This is a genomic window from Pseudoalteromonas sp. S558, from assembly GCF_005886635.1.
GTDB classification, from domain to species: domain Bacteria; phylum Pseudomonadota; class Gammaproteobacteria; order Enterobacterales; family Alteromonadaceae; genus Pseudoalteromonas; species Pseudoalteromonas aliena.
This window is the reverse complement of the sequence record NZ_PNDU01000409.1, coordinates 1-1,221: the sequence shown is the minus strand read 5'-3', so window position 1 is coordinate 1,221 and position 1,221 is coordinate 1. Positions and strand designations below refer to the sequence as shown.

Below are 1,221 nucleotides of genomic sequence, written 5' to 3'. Positions count from 1 at the left end.
CCTTTGGCTGCCTTCTCGGGACGGGTGTCGCGTTGTTGCTCGGTTTTTACTTAGCCCACTCGGTTACAAACCTCGCGCCGCGATTCAACTGCCCCCAGATTGAACAAATTTCAATCCACAAAGGTCAACATGCCCTAACGTTGAGAGATCCAGATAAAAATATTTTTTTGAACTATTCTTCTGATGGTGAAGCAGAGCTCCCCGCTAAAATACCACCGTCAACATTGAGTTCAATTCCGGTCACATATTTCGATTCGTCAGAAGCTAAGTAAAGTGCTGCATATGCAACATCTTTAGCGTCTCCCATGGTATTTAATGGAATATCACTAGAGATTGCTTTAATGGCTGACTCTCTGGCATCTCCTTCACCTAGCATTGCATCCCACATTGGCGTTAAAATTGCGCCTGGATGTATTGAATTGCAGCGAATAGGGTAATTGTTTTGTGCACAATATAAGGCGACTGTTTTGCTATGATTTCTTACTGCAGCTTTACTTGATGCATAAGCTGCGGCTCCAGGTATACCAACAATGCCAGAGCGAGACGATAAATTCACAATGCTTGCTGATGTTGACTTTTTCATCAATGCGATCGCCGTTTTACACCCTAGAGCGACACCATCTAAGTTAACGCTGTGCACCTTATGCCAGCTCTCAATATCTAGATTTTCTGGATCATGAGGCCCTGTTGTTTCAAGAAATCCCGTAATTCCTGCATTATTAATTAATACATCAAGTCTGCCATATTTGCTTTCAATATAACGTCTTATCAATTCCCAGTCATCGACCTTTGAAACATCTAAATGGTGATACTCAGCTTTACCTTTTATAGAAGATGACACTGTTTGGCCTAGTTCATCATTAATGTCGCTGAGGATTACAGTTGCACCTTCGTCACAAAATAATTGTGCAATAGCTTGCCCAATTCCCCTCGCAGCGCCAGTCACTAAGACCACTTTTTCTTTTAATCTATGCATTATTGCTCCTTCATTATGACGTGTTTAATGGTATGCGAATTAAGTGTGTTTACTCTAAAATAACTGTATTAAATTTTTGAAAATAAGTACCCTGAATTCAGGATATGTAATACCCATTTGCAATAATACCTAATTAATCTGAGCTCTGGATAGTAATACCAAACTGCATAAATCTTTGATCAATTTAACGAATTAAATTGCACTATAACGTCGTTAAAAATTTTTTATTTAGAACAACTAGATAC

General features: G+C 39.3%; 1 protein-coding gene. It reads right to left on the bottom strand.

The window, feature by feature from the left end:
• Nucleotides 1–172 precede the first annotated feature (172 nt).
• Nucleotides 173–976 carry an SDR family oxidoreductase gene (locus CWB66_RS20120; RefSeq protein WP_138586784.1) on the bottom strand — a complete coding sequence of 268 codons (804 nt, stop codon included), beginning with the start codon at nucleotides 974–976 and terminating at the stop codon, nucleotides 173–175.
• Between the last annotated feature and the right edge of the window lie 245 nt (nucleotides 977–1,221).